Origin of the sequence: Massilia phyllosphaerae (assembly GCF_034659755.1) — a bacterium.
GTDB classification, from domain to species: domain Bacteria; phylum Pseudomonadota; class Gammaproteobacteria; order Burkholderiales; family Burkholderiaceae_D; genus Telluria; species Telluria phyllosphaerae.
In genome coordinates this window covers 594,519-610,070 of sequence record NZ_JAXSQX010000004.1, presented here as the reverse complement: position 1 = coordinate 610,070, position 15,552 = coordinate 594,519, and the positions used below count along the sequence as shown (strand labels likewise).

Sequence of the window (15,552 nt, the reverse complement as noted above, 5' to 3'; positions counted from 1 at the left end):
GGCGACAAGGGTCTATAATGGACGAATTCCGAAATTCATCAGGAGCTTATCCATGACCGCAATCGCCGAATTGCACCGCTCGCAAGAGCCGCAAGACGCCCCCCCGGCTCCCATCAACTTCTCGGACAGCGCAGCGCAAAAGGTCGCCCAACTGATCGAAGAAGAAGGCAATCCCGACCTGAAACTGCGCGTGTTCGTGCAGGGCGGCGGCTGCTCGGGTTTCCAGTACGGCTTCACCTTCGATGAAATCACGAACGAAGACGACACCGCGATGGAAAAGAACGGCGTCACCCTGTTGATCGACTCGATGAGCTACCAGTACCTGGTCGGCGCCGAGATCGACTACAAGGACGACCTCGAAGGCGCCCAGTTCGTCATCAAGAACCCGAACGCCACCTCGACCTGCGGTTGCGGTTCCTCGTTCTCGATGTAAGACCGTCTAGCACTTGCTGCCTTAAAAAGGCCGCCCCGGCATTGTCCGGTGCGGCTTTTTTGTTTTCATCGCCAGGCTGTTGGGTGTTTGCGCAAACAATTATTGAATGACAATGAAATGCGTCAAGGTTAGACTGGCATGTACGCCCTTTACCTGAAAACGCACATGCCTGCCAAGTCTCTTCTGATCTTCGGTGTTACCGCAATCACCATGTTCGCTGCGCCCGCGGTTACTGCGGCACCTGCGGTGGCCACCGCCCAGGCCGCCAAGCTGGACGACGGCAGCGGCGCCTACCGTACCCGCCGCTACCGCAACCTGCTGGCCGAGCGCCTCGGTGTCAGCCCGCAGGACACCCACCGCAAGATCGAAAGCGCCTTCCAGCAGCTGTTCCATGGCGACGGCCAGGAGCAGCGCATCTATTTCGAGACCGGCGCCAACGCCGACGGCCCGCTGGCCTACGTCACCGACTGGGCCAACAACGACGCCCGCTCCGAAGGCATGAGCTACGGCATGATGAGCGCGGTCCAGTTGGGCAAAAAACGCGAGTTCGACGCGCTGTGGAACTGGTCCAAGACGTATATGCAGACCACCGATCCGGCCAATCCCTCGCTCGGCTATTTCGCCTGGTCGATGGGTACCGACGGCAGCGCGCGCGCGGTCGGCGCCGCGCCCGACGGCGAGGAATATTATGTGATGGCCCTGTATTTCGCGGCGAAACGCTGGGGCAACGGCAAGGGCATCTACAACTACCAGAAGGAAGCCGACGCCATCCTGCGCGGCATGCGCCATCACCCGCTGGTCAGCGCCACCACGCCGTTCCGCATCCATCCGCAGGATCCGCCCTTCGTCGAGCCCGACCTGCCCTGGCCCAGCCCCAACAACCGTTACGAGCAGGCGCAGGCGGCGAAAGAGGGCAAGCCGTGGCCGCCGCACCGTCCGCACCACGCGCCGCGCCAGGTGACGGTCGGTCCGATGGTCGACGAAAGCCATGCGATGGTGCGCTTCGTGCCCGAGACCAGCATCCCGGGCAGCGACCCGTCCTACCACCTGCCGGCCTTCTACGAGCTGTGGGCACGCTGGGCGCCGCCTCAGGAACGCGCATTCTGGGCGCGCGCAGCCGCCGTGAGCCGCGACTATTTCGTCAAGACCGCGCACGCGCAGACCGGACTGGGGCCGGACCGCGCCGACTTCGACGGCACGCCGCTGCCGATGTGGGACGGCACGCCCGGCGCCTTCAGCTACGACAGCTGGCGCACCATCAGCAACTGGTCGGTCGATTACAGCTGGTGGGGCAAGGATGCGAGACAGACGGTGCTCAGCGACCGCGTGCAAACCTTCCTGGCCGGGCAGGGCATCGACCGCTTCGCCGACCGCTACACGCTGGACGGCAAGCCGATGTCGACCCGGCATTCGACCGGCATGCTGGCGGCGGCCGCGGTCGGCGGCCTGGCGGCGACGCCGGGCCAGGTGCCCGACGCCTTCCTGAAAGCGCTGTGGGACACGCCGGTGCCGGCCGGCGAGCAGCGCTATTTCGACGGCATGCTGTACTTGATGAGCATGATGCACCTGGGCGGGGAATTCCGGATCATCGACCGGCCGCAGCCTTGAGCGCTCGAGGCCGATGCGTCAGCGCGCCGCGTCCCGGTGCGCGAAAAAATCGCAGACGAAATCGACAAAGGCGTTCACTTTACGGGTAGCCAGGCGGCGCGACGCATGCAGCACCCATACTTCGACCGGCGGCCGGGTCGACGCGCCCCATTGGACCAGGCGCCCCGCCGCGATATCGTCGGCAACGATTGCATGCGGCACCATCGCCGCGCCGGCGCCGGCCACGATGGCATCGCGGATCGACAGGGGAGACGAGAGCCGCAGCACCGCACGCGGATGGTAGCGGCGGATCGCGCCGTCGTGTGCATCGATGACGGTCCAGGCATCCTCGTCGGCCATGCCGGTCCGCATCACGGCGGGAAAGGCGGACTCGTCGTCGTCCGGACGCCGTAAGCCGGGCGGTGCCACCAGTACCAGCGGATTGCGCAGGAAGCAGCGGCCGACCAGGTCGTCGTCCGGGCGTGGATTGGCGCGGATGACGATATCGATATCGCTGTCGCGCAAGTCGACGAAGCCGTCGTCGGTGCTGACTTCGAGCATGACGTCCGGATAAGCCCGCAGGAAGGCGGCCGCCAACGGACCCAGCGACAGGTTGGCGAACAGCAGCGGCGCACTGACGCGCAGGCGGCCGCTCGGCCGGCGCAGTCCGGCTTCGATGTCCTTCAGGGCGTCGGCGATGGCCCCGACCGGCGCCTCGGTACGCGCGTGGAGCGCTGCGCCGGCTTCGGTCAGACGCAGCGGCCGCGCGCCGCGCTCGATCAGGCGGATGCCGAGACTGTTTTCCAGTTCGCGGATGCGTCGTGACAAGGTCGCCTTGGAGATGGCTGTGGCGCGGCTGGCGGCGCCGAAGCCGCCATGTCTGGCGACCAGGTTGAAATCATTGACTGCGGTAAGGTCCATCCCGTTTCATTATTGAGACACGATGGCTCGATCTTAGCAGCTGTGCAATTCATTTTGGATACAGTAGGATCGTCCGCATCGATCGGAGCGAAGGAGAACGCAACATGAAGCAGACCGGCAATACCATTCTCGTCACGGGCGGCGGCTCGGGCATCGGCCAGGCGCTGGCACAGCGCTGGCACGATGCGGGCAACCACGTCATCGTCACCGGGCGCCGCCGCCAGGCATTGGACCAGGCGATCGCCGGCCGCGCGCGGATGCATGCCTATGTGCTCGACGTCACGGCGCCGGACGCTGTCGCGTCCTTCGCCCGCCAGGTGACGCAAGAGCATCCTCGGATCAATGTTCTGGTGAACAATGCGGGCATTTACAGTGCGGAGAAGATCGGCGCGCATCGCGACCTGTCCGATGCCGAAGGCATGATCGATACCAATATCCTTGGCCCAATTCGGATGATGAATGCCTTCATCGACCACCTCGCCACGCAGGCGGAGGCGGCCATCATCAATGTCTCGTCCGGTCTTGCCTTCGTACCTTATCCGGCCGCGCCCACCTACAGCGCGACCAAGGCGGCGCTGCATGCGTACACGGCTGCGATTCGCCCACTGCTCGAGGGCAAGGTGGAAGTGATCGAAATCGTGCCGCCCCAGGTGCAGACCGAACTGTCGCCAGGACAGTCGAACGACCCGAACAGCATGCCGCTCGACGCCTTCGCCGACGAAGTCATGGCATTGCTACATGCGGCGCAGACGCCCACCGAAGTGTGCGTGGAAGGCGTCCGCTATTTCCGCGAGGCCGAGGCCAACGGCCAATTCGACGAGGCATTGCGCATGCTGGCCAAGTACAGCTGATCACGATCCCGGATACGGCGCTTCCGCTACCGGCAAGGCCCGCCGCACCCTGATGGGAATGGTCAGCGCAGGATGCGATCCAGTTCCACGATGGCCGTCGCGACCGCAATTTCGCAATTAAATACGGCCTGATGCGTATCCCGGATCATCGACCGGCCGCGGCCGCGTCCCCGGGGCGAGCGGGTGTACCAGGCAATGCAAAATGGTGCCATGCGCGGCGCAGCTGGGTATCCGAACTGAATCCGGCCGCTGCTGCCGCCTGCGTCACGCTGTCGCCCGACGCCAGCGCCGTCTGCGCCACCGCCAGGCGGATACGGCGCAGGTACTGCAGCGGCGCGATCTGCGCATAGTCCATGAACAAACGCGTCAGGTGGCGTGGCGAGGTGTGCGCGACCGCCGCCATGGCGGACACCGACCAGTCGGCCGCGGGCGACTGGCCGACTGCGTCCTGCACCCGGTGCAGTGCCGGGTGCATATGGTGGCGATAGCTGAGAAACGGCGACAGCTCGGGGTCGTGCGGACCGCGCCGCAGTGCCACCACCATCGTCTGCGCCACCTGGGCCGCCAGCGCCGGACCGCACACGGCGCCGATGCGGTGCAGGACCAGGTCGATGCCGGTGGTGACGCCTGCGCTGCTGTAGACCGGGCCGTCTTCCACGAAGACCCGGTTGCGCACCACGTCACAGGCCGGCGCCACGCTTTGCAATTCATCGAGGTGGTGGTGATGGGTGGTGGCGCGCCGTCCCGCCAGCAAGCCGGCATGGGCGGCCAGGACGGCGCCGGCGCAAATCGTGACCAGTTCCAGCCGGCCCTGCGCCAGTTGCAGCGGGCGCAGCCAGTCGAGCAGGGCGCGCGTGTCGGGCGCGTCGATGCCGATGCGCGCGCCGGTCTGCCCCACCAGCACCACCCAGCTGGCATGCGGCCCAAGCGCTACCGGCAGTGCTTCCAGTCCCGCCAGCTGCACGCCGACCGAGGTGGTCGATTCCGGACGCGGCGACGCAAAGCGCAGCGCGAAGGGCGCGGCCTTGCCCTGCTTGCGCATCAGTCCATTGGCCGTGCGCAGGGCTTCGGCCGGACCCGCCCAATCCAGGATCAGGCTGTCCGGCAACAGCAGGAACAATACGTCGATCATGCCGCGCGCGCCAGGGCTTGTTGCACCGAGCACAAGGTGGCGAAACGCCCGCTCAAGACCGCGGCCGTGCGCGACTTGATGTCGGCCACGCGCAAGGGGCTGCCATCCGGCTGGCGCATGTCGAAGGTATGGGTGGCATCGGTGACGAAATCGATGTGCCAGCCCAGGTCGGACGCATGGCGCGTCGTCGTTTCGCAGCACTGCTCGGTACGGATGCCGCTGACGATCAGGCGCCGGATGCCCTGTTCGGTGAGCCAGACCTCGAGTCCCGTCCCCACCAACGCGCTGTGGCGGCGCTTCAGGAAGCTGGCGGCCGGGGTGAATGCGCGCAAGCCGCGCAGCGGCACCACATGGCCGGACTCGAGCGCGAACGGATTATCGGCCTGCGCCGGGCCGTCGCTGTGCAGCACCCGGACAATGGGGATGCCGCGCTCGTCGCAGCCGGCAATCAAGGCATTCTGGGCCTGCAGATAGAGTTCAAAGCCGTCTTCCGTGAAATAAGGGCGGTGGCGGAACGATTCCTGGACATCGATCACAATCAGACACGTTTTCATGGGCGCTTTCCTTCTCTGGTGAAGTATAGAGCCCTATTTTCTGTCTGTGGCATATTGCGCGCCGCTCACCGGCAGACCGGTTTCGATCATTTCCGGACATCGATCACCGCCATGTCGTAATCCATGTAGCGTGCCAGGCGCTCAACGTACGGATGCCACGCCTGGCGCATCCGTGCGTACTCTTGCGCGCCGGCGTCCTGGTCGGCACGCAGGCCGATGCCTGCCTGTTCCAGCTGGCGCAGCGCGGCCCGGTAGCTCGCGCGCCAGGCATCGTGCTGGCCCGCCTGCGCCGGCGCGTCCCGGGTGTCCGTTGCGTCGCCGGTCAGGAAGGTACCTTCCAGGGTCCTGGCCAGGAGCAGGGCCATGCCGCCGAGGTTTTCCACCGCCGCCGATTCCTTGAGCCAGCGGTATTGGCCGTCGTCGAGCGCGCTGCGCAGCAGCGTGACCGTGTCGAGTGCGATGAATGCGATCTGCGGGATCGAACTGGCCGGGTGGTAGGGCCGGTAAAAGAACAGCAGGGGATACAGGTGGTGCGCTTCCTTGATGGCCGCCAGCTGCGCCGCGAGGTTGGCCACGATGGTGTAGCCGCTGTCGAACCGGCCCTGCGGGCCCAGGCCGGCCAGCAGCACTGCAGGGTCGGCAGTGCCCTTGGTGATCATGCAGATGCTCAAGCCGAGGGCATTGCGCTGCTGTACCGCATTGTAGATCTGCATAACATAGGTGATCGTTACCGAGATACTGGCCGTGCCGATCAGCGCGTTGACGAGGTACAGCAGGCGATAGAAGCCCGTCTGCGGGTAAAAGTCGCTGCTGGAGGCGATCGACAGGCTGGAGCCGCCGACGTACAGGGCCGAGAGAAAGTCGTGGACGTGAGGGCTGCTGCTCGAGCGCACGCCTTCGCCGAGGGCCGGGTGCAGCATCAGCGCGGCGCCGACCGCCAGCAGCGTCGACCACACCAGCACCAGGCAGACCACGGTCACCGCCCCGCAAAACGACCAGACGGCGTCGCGCTTGAACGGCAGGCGGCTTGAGAGGTGCCGGAATAGCCACCAGACCGCGCGCGCGACCCGCAGGCTGATGATGCCGGCGCCGGCACGGCTGGCGCCGTGCGCGCCGATCTTTGCGTACAGGACGGTGAGAAAAATGTCGAGGAGGGCGCAAACGATCACCAGTGCGCCCGCCAGTTGCTCGATCCATCCGGCCATCGCGCCCTCCACCGAACCAGTCAACGGGTGCCACGAGTGGCAGGAGACTGATTGAACCGCAATCGGCAGGTTGCGGGCGCGCGGTTTGTTTCACCAGCTCGCGGCCGTTTAGTTCAGCATGGCAGCTTACCGGATCACAAAAATCACATGGCGTCGTGGGAATCGCAACCGACCAGAAGCAGACAGTCACATTCGCTTGCGCAGTCACAGCCAGCGGTCACGACCAGCCATGCTTTTACGACGCTTGGTGAACGGGAGGATCGAATTGTAAAGCGCCTGCGATACGATTCCAGGCATTGATGGCGCCAATCGCTGCCGTCAGGAATGCAATTTCGGACTTTGAAAACACGGCTTGCAGTTGTTCATATGCACTGTCTGCGATGTGATGCTGGGCCATCAACGTCAGAGCTTCCGTCCACGCCAAGGCAGCGCGCTCACGTTCCGAGAAGATCCGGCAGTCGCGCCAAGTGGCGACCAGATCGATCTTGGCCGGTGACAAACCATGCTTGCGTGCGAGATTCAAATGGTATTGCAAGCAAAACGCACATCCATTTATTTGGGATGCGCGCAGTTTTAGTAGCTCTGTCAGCTGCTTGTCCAGCCCCGACTCGTCGATGGCCTTGCCCAGCATCGCCAGCGCAGAAATGACACCTGGTGCCGCCTGTTCAAACGCATGCCAGTCACTTCGTTGAAAAAATTGAGATGCCACAGACACTCCAGAGAGTTAATATAAGAACTCGAACAATAATATTCGAACTCTAACATCATGCGCAAGTCTGAAACACATCACCTGGACATTCCAGAAATCGGCGAGGGCAAAAGGGGAGAGGCCGGGCATATCGGGTACTTGTTGAGGCAGGCGCACGGCGTTCATAGAATCAGGATGGAACGTGCATTGCACGATATGGGCGTCACCCTCCCTCAGTTTTCGGTACTGACGATGCTTGCTGCCTACCCGGGTACTTCAAGCGCTGAGCTAGCCAGATTGTCGTTGCTCACCCCACAGACGATGAGCGTAATCGTCGGAAATCTGGAGCGCACCGGCTTGATTTCACGGCGGCCGCATGCGCAACATGGACGCGTACTGACGATTGACATTACCGAGTCAGGATTGCAATTGCTGGCCCGTTGCAAACTGGCAGCACAGCAAGCTGAAACGGCGTTACTGAAAAATGTCAGCCCCGCTGACGAAATTGCCGTTCGTCGGTGGCTGGCCGAGGTGGCTAGAAATTTTGACGATACAACGCCTGATACCAATGCGCTTCCAGACGCGCCGCGATAATGGCGCTTGGCAGCTTTTGTGGCTGGACGACTCTACGCGCTAAGCCGACAACAAGCCGTCCAGTGGAGACGCTTCCTGCCTCCATGGCGTTCTAGGCGGGATACAGCGCCCCCAGCACCCGCAGCCCCGCCGCGCCGGTCACGGCCGGCAAGTTGCCCGGCTGGCGCCGCATGAAACGGTAGCCCAGCCAGGCAAAGGCCAGCGCCTCGACCCGGTTCGGCGCCACGCCCAGCGTGTCGGTCGACTCGACCGGGACGGCGCCGCCCAGCGCCTGCCGGATCTCGTCCAGCAGCACGCCGTTGTAGGCGCCGCCGCCGCATACGTACACGGCCGCCGGCGCCCAATGCCGCGTGGCTTCCCGGATCGCCTGCGCGATCGACAGCGCCGTCAGCCGCGTCAGCGTGGCCTGCACGTCGGCCGGTGCCAGGCCCGGGTACATGGCCAGCTTGGCGTCGAGCCATTCGGCATGGAACAGGTCGCGCCCGGTCGACTTGGGCGGCGGCTGGCGGAAATAGGGTTCGTCCAGCAGGCTTGCGAGCAACGCATCGTCGACCGTACCAGTCGCCGCCCAGGCGCCATCGGCGTCGTAGGCCTGCCCCAGGTGGCGCGCGATCCATAAGTCCATCAGCACATTGCCCGGCCCGGTGTCGAAGCCGCTGACCCGGCCGTCGCCGTGCAGCACGCTGATGTTGCCGATGCCGCCGATATTCACCACCACGCGCACCTGGTTGCGCTTGCCGAAGCGCGCTTCATGGAAGGCCGGCACCAGCGGCGCACCTTGGCCGCCGGCGGCGACGTCGCGCGCGCGGAAGTCGGCGATGACGTCGAGGCCGGTCAGCTCGGCCAGCAGGGCCGGGTTGTTGGTCTGGCGCGTAAAGCCGCGTTCCGGCCGGTGGCGGATGGTCTGGCCGTGCACGGCGACGGCGCGTACCGGTCCCGGCGCCAGGGCGACGAGTTGCTGCACGCAATCGGCATAGCAGTGCGCCAGCACATTCGCGGCCAGCGCTTCGCGCTCGAGTTCGTTGTGGCTGGCGGCCTGCAGCGCCATCAGTTCGGCGCGCAGGTCGGGCGGGAAGGGCGTGAAGGCGGCCTGCAGCGTGCGGATGCCGCGGCCGTGGAAATCGGCCAGCACGCCGTCGACGCCGTCCAGGCTGGTGCCGGACATCAGTCCGATGTAGAGGGAAGAGGCGGCCATGATGCGGTCTCGTCTAATATATAAATAGAGGGTACAAGCTGGCGGTCCAAAGCAAAAGCGCCTTGCACTGTCAGCAGTGCAAGGCGCTTCCTTGTTTCAGCGCGTTAGTGGCTGACGATCAGCGTGCAGCCATCGTGTTGCCGGCCGGGGTCAGCAGCGAGAAGCGGTGCGACATGTCGGCGGCAGCCATCTTGAAGCGCGACAGTTCGCCGGTGGTCAGCGGCTGTTGCTGCAGGTTCTTCAGGCCCATCGGGTCGACTGCCTGGCCGCCGATGCGGAATTCATAGTGCAGGTGCGGGCCGGTGGCCCAGCCGGTGGCGCCGACGTAGCCGATGATGTCGCCCTGGTGGATCTGCTGGCCGCGGCGCAGGCCGCTGGCGAAACGGCTCATGTGGCCGTAGGCGGTGCTGTAGTTCGACCAGTGCTTCAGGACGACCAGGTTGCCGTAGCCGTTCGAGGTGCCGGCGAAGTCGACGGTGCCGTCGCCGGAGGCGCGGATCGGGGTACCCATCGGGGCCGCCATGTCGATGCCCTTGTGCGCTTTCCAGACGTTGAACACCGGGTGCGTGCGCATCGAGAAGCCCGACGAGATGCGGGTAAAGGCGACCGGGGACTTGAGGAAGGCTTTTTTCAGTGCCTTGCCGTCCAGGCTGTAGTAACCGCCCTGGTGGCTGACCGGGTCTTCGTACCAGACCGACTGGTAGGCGACGCCGCGGTTGATGAACTCGCCGGCCAGCACGCGGCCGGTGCGGACGAGTTCGCCGTCCTGGTAGAAGTTTTCGTAGACGACGTTGAAACGGTCGCCTTTCTTCAGGTCGCCGCGGAAGTCGATGTTGGTCGAGAACATCTCGACGATCTGGTTGACCACCTGGTCCGGGATCTGGCCGCCGTCGACGTTGGCGTCGGCCGCCGAGTACAGCGAACCGTTGGTGATTTCGCGCGAACGCATTTCGACGCGGCGCTCGAGTTCGACCGGAGCCTTGGTCGAAACGAATTGTTCGCCCTTGCGGGTGATGGTGACGGTGTTGAAGCTGTCCTTGCCGACGGCGATCGTGGCGCGCAGGGTCAGCAGCAGGCCGTTCTCGTCGGTTTCCGCCTGGATGCGCTTGCCGGTCTTCAGGCTGAGGATGCTGCGCGCCAGCTTGTCCTTGCGCACGAAGGCCTGGGCTTGCTGGTCTTCGATGCCGAGGCGGGTGAACACGGAGCCGAGCGAGTCGCCGGCACGGATGCGTTCTTCGTGGATGAATTGCTGCTCGTTCTGTTGCAGGGCAGCGATCTGGTCGGAGAGGTTGGGCAGCTGGAGGTCTTCCGCAACCGACTTGGTCGGCATGTCGGCCGGATCCTGGGAGATCGGCGCGACTGCGGTCGCACCGAAAGCGGCCAGGGCCAGGGCGGTGGCGCCGCCGGCGACGATACGGGTTTTACGGCTGGTGTTGACCAGGCCGAACCAGAGCTTACCGGTGATTTTCTGTATTGGATTCATGCAATCAGTTAAAATTTACCGCTTCAAGGTTCCAGCCCAACTCTCTTTTATTATTTTTCTTAGTCTAGTCGTCTTTGAAACTTTTCATGCGGCAAGATTGACGGGATCGCGAATTATATCAAAATACGGCGTCCTACAACCGTTTTAGCCAAATTCCTACACGAAATTATGACTTCCCAAGAGCTTTCTGGTAATGCCAGAACAACAACATCTGCTGCCAGCCCTGCGCTTCTTCCTCTCAGCGACGCGGTCCAGGAAGCCCTTGCCATCACCAAGCGCGGCGTCGACGAGCTGCTGATCGAAACCGAATTCGCCCAGAAACTGGCGCGCTCCGAAAAAACCGGCACTCCGTTGCGCATCAAGCTGGGCCTGGATCCGACGGCCCCTGATTTGCACCTTGGCCACACTGTCGTGTTGAACAAGATGCGCCAGTTGCAAGACCTGGGTCACCAGGTGATTTTCCTGATCGGCGACTTTACTTCGATGATCGGCGATCCGTCGGGCCGCAATGCCACCCGTCCGCCGCTGACCAAGGAGCAGGTCGAAGCCAATGCGATGACCTATTTCAAGCAGGCTTCCCTCGTGCTCGACCCGGCCCGCACCGAAATCCGCTACAACTCCGAGTGGTGCGACCCGCTCGGCGCGCGCGGCATGATCCAGCTGGCCTCGCGCTACACCGTGGCGCGCATGATGGAACGCGACGACTTCACCAAGCGCTACAAGAGTGGGACTCCGATTGCGGTGCATGAGTTCCTTTACCCGCTGATGCAAGGTTATGATTCAGTGGCTTTGAAATCAGACCTTGAGCTAGGTGGAACGGATCAGAAATTCAACCTCCTCGTCGGCCGTGAGTTGCAGAAAGACTACGGACAGGAACAGCAGTGCGTCCTGACCATGCCATTGCTGGAAGGCCTGGACGGTGTCGACAAGATGTCGAAGTCGAAGAACAACTACATCGGCATCACCGAGCCGGCCAACACCATGTTCGGCAAGCTGATGAGCATTTCCGACGTCATGATGTGGAAGTACTACGAGCTGCTGTCGTTCCGCTCGATCCAGGACCTGGCCGCGCTGCGTGCCGAGGTCGAGGGTGGCAAGAACCCGCGCGACGCCAAGGTGGCGCTGGCCCAGGAAATCGTGGCGCGCTTCCACTCGCAGCAGGCGGCCGAGGATGCACTGGCCGACTTCGTCAACCGCTCGAAAGGCGGCATCCCGGACGACGTGCCGGAAGTTGCCATTAGCGGTGCGCCGCTGGGTCTGCCGCAACTGCTGCGCCAGACCGGCTTGTGCGCCTCGTCGGGCGAAGGAATGCGCATGATCGACCAGGGCGGCGTGCGCATCGACGGCACAGTGGTGACCGACAAGGGCTTGCAGGTCCAGGCCGGTACCTTCGTGCTGCAGGTCGGCAAGCGCAAGTTCGCGCGCGTGACACTCGGCGCATGATCGGCCTGCTCCAGCGCGTCAGTGCCGCCAGCGTCAGCGTCGACGGTGCCGTCATCGGCGCCATCGGGCGTGGCTTGCTGGTGCTGGTGTGCGCCGAAAAGGGCGATACCGAGCGCGAAGCCGACGCGCTGCTGGGCAAGCTGCTCGGCTACCGCGTGTTTTCGGACGAGGCCGGCAAGATGAACCGCAGCCTGGCCGACGTCGAAGGCGGCCTGTTGCTGGTGCCCCAGTTTACGCTGGCGGCCGACACCCGCTCCGGCACGCGCCCCTCGTTTTCGCCGGCCGCCGCGCCGGCGGACGGACGGCGCCTGTTCGACCATGCCGTGCGCCAGGCGCGGGCACGCCACGCTATCGTCGAGACAGGCCAGTTCGGCGCCGACATGCAGGTGGCGCTCACCAACGACGGACCGGTGACCTTCTGGCTTCGGATTGATCCACCCAAGACATCAGCTTGAAAACTTGAAACCAGGGCGGGCCGCCGTAGTCAATAAGAGGAAAGCGGTCAGCGGAGAGCGAGCAGGGGGCGACAATGAAGATCTGGAGTGATTCCTTTACCGAAGGCGGCACGATTCCGTCGCGCTGCGCGTTTGCCGCCATCGATCCCGCCAGCCACATCAGGCTGTCGAGCAACCGCAGCCCCCACGTCGCCTGGGACGACGTCCCGGCCGGCACCGAGTCGCTGGTGCTGCTGTGCCACGACCTGGACGTGCCGACCGTCGGCACCGACGTCAACCAGGAAGGCCGCGTGGTGGCCGACGCGCTGCCGCGCACCGATTTCTATCACTGGGCGCTGGTCGACATCCCGGTCAGCCTGCATGCCTTCGCCGAAGGCCTGTTCTCCGATATGGTCACCCCCGGCGGCAAAAGCGGCCCGCTGGTGCCGTTCACGATCAAGAACGGCACCGAGCACCAGCTGCGCCATGGCGTCAACGACTACACCGGCTGGTTCGCGAGCGACCCCGACATGGCCGGCGAATACTATGGCTACGACGGTCCATGCCCGCCCTGGAACGACGAACGCGCGCACACCTACGTGCTTACCCTGTATGCGCTCGACATCCCGCGCCTGCCGCTCGACGGCCGCTTCACCGGCAAGGAAGCGCGCCTGGCGATCAAGGGCCACATCCTCGACGAGGCCAGCATCTTCGGCGTGTATGCATTGAATCCCGAGATTGCGGCCATCCTGCCCAAAGAATAATCATCCCCGATGCACCTATTGCCGACTACCGCACCCACCACCATCCTCCTGATCCGGCACGGCGAAACCGCATGGAACGCCGAGCGCCGGCTGCAGGGCCATCTCGACATTCCGCTGAATCCCGAAGGCGAACGCCAGGCGCGGCTGCTGGCGGCGGCGCTGGCAACCGAGCCGCTCGACGTCCTCGTCTCCAGCGACCTGATGCGCGCACGCCAGACCGCGCAGGCGATCGCCGACCTGCGCGGCATGCCGCTCCAGATCGAACCCGGCTTGCGCGAGCGCTGCTACGGCGGTTTCGAGGGCTTGCTGTATGCCGAGATCGAGGCGCGTTACCCGCGCGAGTTCGCGGCCTGGCAGGCACGCGACGTCGATGCCGTACTGCCGCCGGGCGCCAATCGCGGCGAAACCTTCCGCGCCTTTTTCGAACGCGCCACCGCCGCCATCCTGGCGCTGGGGGCGGCACATCCCGGCAAGACGATCGCGCTGGTGGCGCATGGCGGCGTGCTCGAGTGCGCCTACCGGCTGGCGCGCGGACTGCCGCTGGAGACGCCGCGCGACTTCAAGGTGTTCAATGCGAGCGTCAACCGGTTCGTGCTGGAGGAGGGGGTGTTGCGCTCGACCAGTTGGGGCGAGGTCGAGCATTTGCGGCCGGCTGTGCTGGATGAGCTGACCTGAAACTTTTATTAACGTCGCCCCTGCGAAGGCAGGGGCCCAAGTTGCACGAGCGGCCGAAACGCGTCGAAATTGGGCCCTGCCTTCGCAGGGCGACGGCTCAAGCGCAGCAGCTGCCCCGAAGTACGAACCATTTGCAAGCGATTTATATCGCGTACGCAACAATCCTCCAAAAAAATGTGCTGAGAAATTAAGCAGAGCTTCGGGTAAAATAGCGAGTTCCCGTCGACGCTTGTGGTTTTCTGCCGTGCAAATTGGTCCTTACCTCCTTCGCAACAATGTCTTCGTCGCCCCGATGGCCGGCGTGACCGACCGTCCGTTCCGCCAGCTGTGCAAGCAACTCGGCGCCGGCTATGCGGTGTCGGAGATGGCGGCCTCGAACCCGCGCCTGTGGGCCAGCGAAAAGAGCGCGCGCCGCACCGACCACGCCGGCGAGATGGAGCCGAAGGCGGTGCAGATCGCCGGCGCCGATCCGCAGGACCTGGCCGATTGCGCCCGGTTCAACGTCGAGCGCGGCGCCCAGATCATCGACATCAACATGGGCTGCCCGGTCAAGAAGGTGTGCAACAACTGGTGCGGCTCGGCCCTGCTGCAGCACGAAGACCTGGTGCAGCGCATCCTCGACGCCGTGGTGAGCGCGGTCGACGTGCCGGTCACGCTGAAGTTCCGTACCGGCTGGGATCGCGAGAACAAGAATGCACTCACCATTGCCCGCATGGCCGAGCAGGCCGGCATCGCGATGCTGACCCTGCACGGCCGCACCCGCGCCGACGGCTACAAGGGCGATGCCGAATACGACACCATCGCCGCGGTGAAGGCGGCGGTGTCGATTCCGGTGGTGGCCAACGGCGACATCACCAGCCCGGAAAAGGCGAAATTCGTGCTCGACTACACCGGCGCCGATGCCGTCATGATCGGCCGCGCCGCCCAGGGCCGCCCGTGGATTTGCCGCGAAGTCGATCATTACCTGCGCACCGGCGAACTGCTGCCGGCGCCGCGGGTCGACGAAGTGCGTCAACTGATGAACGAGCACCTGCCGGCCCACTACGCGTTCTATGGCGAATACCTGGGCGTGCGCACTGCGCGCAAGCATATCGGCTGGTATGTCGAGGATTTGCCGGGCGGCGAGGAATTCCGCCAGCGCATGAACCTGCTGGAATCGACCGCCGACCAGCTGGCCGCCGTCGATGAATTTTTCAAATCACAACATCGGTACGGGGAGCGGTTACAATACCGGCCCGCGCATTCCACCGAGGATGCGATTGCCGCCTAATAAATAACAAGAAAAAGAGATTCGGAGACGTTGTTGCCACAAGCAGCATATTAACCAGGACACAGCAGCAGATATGAGCAAAGAAAGTATCCAGGAAGTCGTACAGAAAAGCCTCGAAGACTATTTCAACGACCTGGGCGAGCAAAAACCGTCGAATATCTATGACATGATGCTCCTGACCGTCGAAAAACCGATCCTGCAAGTCGTGATGACACGTGCCGAAGGCAACCAGTCGCACGCGGCCCAGATGCTGGGCATCAACCGCAACACCTTGCGCAAGAAGTTGCAGGAGCACGGGTTGCTGTAATCCGCCGACGGAGGGC

Annotated in this window: 17 protein-coding genes; 10 read left to right on the top strand and 7 right to left on the bottom strand. The window is 64.1% G+C overall.

The annotated features are described in order from the left end of the window. The first annotated feature begins 52 nt into the window (after window positions 1-52). Both erpA and U1H99_RS18550 read left to right on the top strand, forming a co-directional pair. A complete protein-coding gene (gene erpA, locus U1H99_RS18555; protein ID WP_141838777.1) occupies window positions 53-433 on the top strand; it encodes an iron-sulfur cluster insertion protein ErpA in 381 nt (126 codons plus the stop codon). Between the two features lie 210 nt (window positions 434-643). Continuing rightward, window positions 644-2,041 (top strand): family 8 glycosyl hydrolase, encoded by a 1,398-nt coding sequence (locus U1H99_RS18550; protein WP_323143186.1) that lies wholly within the window; start codon window positions 644-646, stop codon window positions 2,039-2,041. A gap of 18 nt (window positions 2,042-2,059) precedes the next feature. On the opposite strand, the gene U1H99_RS18545 is transcribed toward U1H99_RS18550, so the two are convergent. Then, window positions 2,060-2,941: a LysR family transcriptional regulator gene (locus tag U1H99_RS18545; RefSeq protein ID WP_323143185.1), complete on the bottom strand. Its 882-nt coding sequence runs from the start codon at window positions 2,939-2,941 to the stop codon at window positions 2,060-2,062. Between the two features lie 104 nt (window positions 2,942-3,045). On the opposite strand from U1H99_RS18545, the gene U1H99_RS18540 reads away from it, so the two are divergent. Next, window positions 3,046-3,792, top strand: a complete 747-nt coding sequence (locus tag U1H99_RS18540; RefSeq protein WP_323143184.1) for an SDR family oxidoreductase — start codon at window positions 3,046-3,048, stop codon at window positions 3,790-3,792. A 145-nt stretch (window positions 3,793-3,937) separates the two neighbouring features. Here the strand turns inward: U1H99_RS18540 and U1H99_RS18535 are convergent, their stop codons facing one another. The 4 genes from U1H99_RS18535 to U1H99_RS18520 all read right to left on the bottom strand — a co-directional run bounded on the left by U1H99_RS18535 (window position 3,938) and on the right by U1H99_RS18520 (window position 7,314). After that, window positions 3,938-4,924 (bottom strand): GlxA family transcriptional regulator, encoded by a 987-nt coding sequence (locus tag U1H99_RS18535; RefSeq protein ID WP_323143183.1) that lies wholly within the window; start codon window positions 4,922-4,924, stop codon window positions 3,938-3,940. Continuing rightward, window positions 4,921-5,478 (bottom strand): cysteine hydrolase family protein, encoded by a 558-nt coding sequence (locus U1H99_RS18530; RefSeq protein WP_323143182.1) that lies wholly within the window; start codon window positions 5,476-5,478, stop codon window positions 4,921-4,923. Before U1H99_RS18530 ends, U1H99_RS18535 begins: the two co-directional genes overlap by 4 nt. An 86-nt stretch (window positions 5,479-5,564) precedes the next feature. After that, window positions 5,565-6,683 (bottom strand): hypothetical protein, encoded by a 1,119-nt coding sequence (locus tag U1H99_RS18525; RefSeq protein ID WP_323143181.1) that lies wholly within the window; start codon window positions 6,681-6,683, stop codon window positions 5,565-5,567. 235 nt (window positions 6,684-6,918) lie between these two features. Further along, window positions 6,919-7,314: a carboxymuconolactone decarboxylase family protein gene (locus U1H99_RS18520; RefSeq protein WP_323143276.1), complete on the bottom strand. Its 396-nt coding sequence runs from the start codon at window positions 7,312-7,314 to the stop codon at window positions 6,919-6,921. A 135-nt stretch (window positions 7,315-7,449) separates the two neighbouring features. Here U1H99_RS18520 and U1H99_RS18515 point away from each other — a divergent pair, with 135 nt between their 5' ends. After that, a complete protein-coding gene (locus U1H99_RS18515) occupies window positions 7,450-7,965 on the top strand; it encodes a MarR family winged helix-turn-helix transcriptional regulator (protein ID WP_323143180.1) in 516 nt (171 codons plus the stop codon). Window positions 7,966-8,056: 91 nt separating this feature from the next. On the opposite strand, the gene U1H99_RS18510 is transcribed toward U1H99_RS18515, so the two are convergent. Both U1H99_RS18510 and U1H99_RS18505 read right to left on the bottom strand, forming a co-directional pair. Continuing rightward, on the bottom strand, window positions 8,057-9,160 hold the full coding sequence (locus tag U1H99_RS18510) for an anhydro-N-acetylmuramic acid kinase (protein WP_323143179.1): 1,104 nt from the start codon (window positions 9,158-9,160) through the stop codon (window positions 8,057-8,059). A 118-nt stretch (window positions 9,161-9,278) separates the two neighbouring features. Then, on the bottom strand, window positions 9,279-10,643 hold the full coding sequence (locus tag U1H99_RS18505; RefSeq protein ID WP_323143178.1) for a M23 family metallopeptidase: 1,365 nt from the start codon (window positions 10,641-10,643) through the stop codon (window positions 9,279-9,281). A gap of 168 nt (window positions 10,644-10,811) precedes the next feature. Between U1H99_RS18505 and tyrS the strand changes: the two genes are divergently transcribed. The 6 genes from tyrS (at window position 10,812) to U1H99_RS18475 (ending at window position 15,536) form a co-directional block, all read left to right on the top strand. Beyond that, window positions 10,812-12,086, top strand: coding sequence for a tyrosine--tRNA ligase (gene tyrS / locus U1H99_RS18500; RefSeq protein ID WP_323143177.1), 1,275 nt, complete (start codon window positions 10,812-10,814; stop codon window positions 12,084-12,086). After that, window positions 12,083-12,541, top strand: a complete 459-nt coding sequence (dtd, locus tag U1H99_RS18495; protein ID WP_323143176.1) for a D-aminoacyl-tRNA deacylase — start codon at window positions 12,083-12,085, stop codon at window positions 12,539-12,541. Before tyrS ends, dtd begins: the two co-directional genes overlap by 4 nt. 74 nt (window positions 12,542-12,615) lie before the next feature. Then, window positions 12,616-13,284 carry a YbhB/YbcL family Raf kinase inhibitor-like protein gene (locus U1H99_RS18490; protein WP_323143175.1) on the top strand — a complete coding sequence of 223 codons (669 nt, stop codon included), beginning with the start codon at window positions 12,616-12,618 and terminating at the stop codon, window positions 13,282-13,284. A gap of 9 nt (window positions 13,285-13,293) precedes the next feature. Further along, complete coding sequence (locus tag U1H99_RS18485; protein ID WP_323143174.1) at window positions 13,294-13,959, top strand: histidine phosphatase family protein; 666 nt, start codon at window positions 13,294-13,296, stop codon at window positions 13,957-13,959. A gap of 244 nt (window positions 13,960-14,203) precedes the next feature. Next, window positions 14,204-15,229: a tRNA dihydrouridine synthase DusB gene (gene dusB / locus U1H99_RS18480; protein WP_323143173.1), complete on the top strand. Its 1,026-nt coding sequence runs from the start codon at window positions 14,204-14,206 to the stop codon at window positions 15,227-15,229. 73 nt (window positions 15,230-15,302) lie between these two features. Beyond that, window positions 15,303-15,536: a helix-turn-helix domain-containing protein gene (locus U1H99_RS18475; RefSeq protein ID WP_056447956.1), complete on the top strand. Its 234-nt coding sequence runs from the start codon at window positions 15,303-15,305 to the stop codon at window positions 15,534-15,536. Window positions 15,537-15,552: the final 16 nt, after the last annotated feature.